Consider the following 2,937-nt stretch of genomic DNA (forward strand, 5'->3'; position numbering starts at 1 on the left):
CATAAAACGCGTTTGGCGTTGTATGGTTAAGCCTCACGGGTAATTAGTACAAGTTAGCTTAATGGCTCACACCACTTCCACATCTTGCCTATCAACGTTGTAGTCTTCAACGGCCCTTCAGAGACTTTAAAAGTCTAGTGAGAACTCATCTCGAGGCCTGCTTCGCGCTTAGATGCTTTCAGCGCTTATCAGTTCCGAACGTAGCTACCGGGCAATGCCATTGGCATGACAACCCGAACACCAGCGGTTCGTTCACTCCGGTCCTCTCGTACTAGGAGCAACCCCTCTCAATTCTCAAACGCCCACGGCAGATAGGGACCGAACTGTCTCACGACGTTCTAAACCCAGCTCGCGTACCACTTTAAATGGCGAACAGCCATACCCTTGGGACCGACTTCAGCCCCAGGATGTGATGAGCCGACATCGAGGTGCCAAACACCGCCGTCGATATGAACTCTTGGGCGGTATCAGCCTGTTATCCCCGGAGTACCTTTTATCCGTTGAGCGATGGCCCTTCCATTCAGAACCACCGGATCACTATGACCTACTTTCGTACCTGCTCGACGTGTCTGTCTCGCAGTTAAGCTGGCTTCTACCATTACACTAACCGTACGATGTCCGACCGTACTTAGCCAACCTTCGTGCTCCTCCGTTACTCTTTAGGAGGAGACCGCCCCAGTCAAACTACCCACCAGGCACTGTCCGTAACCCCGATTCAGGGGCCAACGTTAGAACATCAAAACTACAAGGGTGGTATTTCAAGGTTGACTCCACAACAACTAGCGTCGCTGCTTCAAAGTCTCCCACCTATCCTACACATGTAGGTTCAATGTTCAGTGCCAAGCTGTAGTAAAGGTTCACGGGGTCTTTCCGTCTAGCCGCGGGTACACAGCATCTTCACTGCGATTTCAATTTCACTGAGTCTCGGGTGGAGACAGCGTGGCCATGGTTACACCATTCGTGCAGGTCGGAACTTACCCGACAAGGAATTTCGCTACCTTAGGACCGTTATAGTTACGGCCGCCGTTTACCGGGGCTTCGATCAAGAGCTTCTCCCTAAGGATAACCCCATCAATTAACCTTCCGGCACCGGGCAGGTGTCACACCGTATACGTCATCTTGCGATTTTGCACAGTGCTGTGTTTTTAATAAACAGTCCCAGCCACCTGGTCACTGCGGCTCCCGTCCGCTTAGAGAGCAAGTCTCATCACAGATAGGAGCGTACCTTCTCCCGAAGTTACGGTACGATTTTGCCTAGTTCCTTCACCCGAGTTCTCTCAAGCGCCTTAGTATTCTCTACCTGACCACCTGTGTCGGTTTGGGGTACGATTCCATATAATCTGAAGCTTAGAGGCTTTTCCTGGAAGTATGGCATCAACAACTTCATCACCGTAGTGACTCGTCTCGTGTCTCAGTCTTAATAGCAACCCGGATTTACCTAAGTCGCCAACCTACTCACTTTCACATAGACTACCAACGCTATGCTTGTTTAGCCTGCTCCGTCCCCCCATCGCAATTATATCGAGTACAGAAATATTAATCTGTTTCCCATCGACTACGCCTTTCGGCCTCGCCTTAGGGGTCGACTTACCCTACCCTGATTAACATGGGATAGGAACCCTTGGTCTTCCGGCGTGGGAGTTTTTCACTCCCATTATCGTTACTCATGTCAGCATTCGCACTTCTGATACCTCCAGCATACCTCCCGGTACACCTTCAACGGCTTACAGAACGCTCCCCTACCACTCAGAATAAATTCTGAATCCGCAGCTTCGGTGCATAGTTTAGCCCCGTTACATCTTCCGCGCAGACCGACTCGACCAGTGAGCTATTACGCTTTCTTTAAAGGATGGCTGCTTCTAAGCCAACCTCCTGGCTGTCTGGGCCTTTCCACATCGTTTCCCACTTAACTATGACTTTGGGACCTTAGCTGGCGGTCTGGGTTGTTTCCCTCTTCACGACGGACGTTAGCACCCGCCGTGTGTCTCCCGGATATTACTTTACGGTATTCGGAGTTTGCAAAGGGTTGGTAAGTCGGGATGACCCCCTAGCCTTAACAGTGCTCTACCCCCGTAAGTATTCGTCCGAGGCTCTACCTAAATAGATTTCGGGGAGAACCAGCTATCTCCCGGTTTGATTAGCCTTTCACTCCTAGCCACAGGTCATCCCCTAACTTTTCAACGTTAGTGGGTTCGGTCCTCCAGTTGATGTTACTCAACCTTCAACCTGCCCATGGCTAGATCACCGGGTTTCGGGTCTATACCTTGCAACTATTCGCCCAGTTAAGACTCGGTTTCCCTACGGCTACCCTATTCGGTTAACCTCGCTACAAAATATAAGTCGCTGACCCATTATACAAAAGGTACGCAGTCACCCAACAAGTGGGCTCCTACTGCTTGTACGTACACGGTTTCAGGTTCTATTTCACTCCCCTCACAGGGGTTCTTTTCGCCTTTCCCTCACGGTACTGGTTCACTATCGGTCAGTTGGGAGTATTTAGCCTTAGATGATGGTCCACCTATATTCAGTCAAAGTTTCACGTGCTCCGACCTACTCGATTTCACTTAAAATGTCTTTTCATGTACGGGACTATCACCCTGTATCGTGGCGCTTTCCAGCAGCCTTCCATTAACACATAATAAGCTTAAGGGCTGTTCCGATTTCGCTCGCCGCTACTTTCGGAATCTCGGTTGATTTCTTTTCCTACGGGTACTTAGATGTTTCAGTTCTCCGCGTTCGCCTCGTTAACCTATGTATTCAGTTAACGATACCTGCAAGCAGGTGGGTTTCCCCATTCGGAAATCCTAGTCTCAAGTGCTTTTTACTAGCTTGACTAGGCTTATCGCAAGTTAATACGTCCTTCATCGCCTCCAACTGCCAAGGCATCCACCGTGTACGCTTAGTCACTTAACCATACAACCCAAACGGGTCTTTGTT

General features: G+C 49.9%; 1 rRNA gene. It reads right to left on the bottom strand.

The annotated features are described in order from the left end of the window. Nucleotides 1–22 precede the first annotated feature (22 nt). Nucleotides 23–2,913 (bottom strand): 23S ribosomal RNA (locus BW142_RS20435). Between the last annotated feature and the right edge of the window lie 24 nt (nt 2,914–2,937).

The organism is Pseudoalteromonas sp. EB27, from assembly GCF_001974875.1.
Classification (GTDB): domain Bacteria; phylum Pseudomonadota; class Gammaproteobacteria; order Enterobacterales; family Alteromonadaceae; genus Pseudoalteromonas.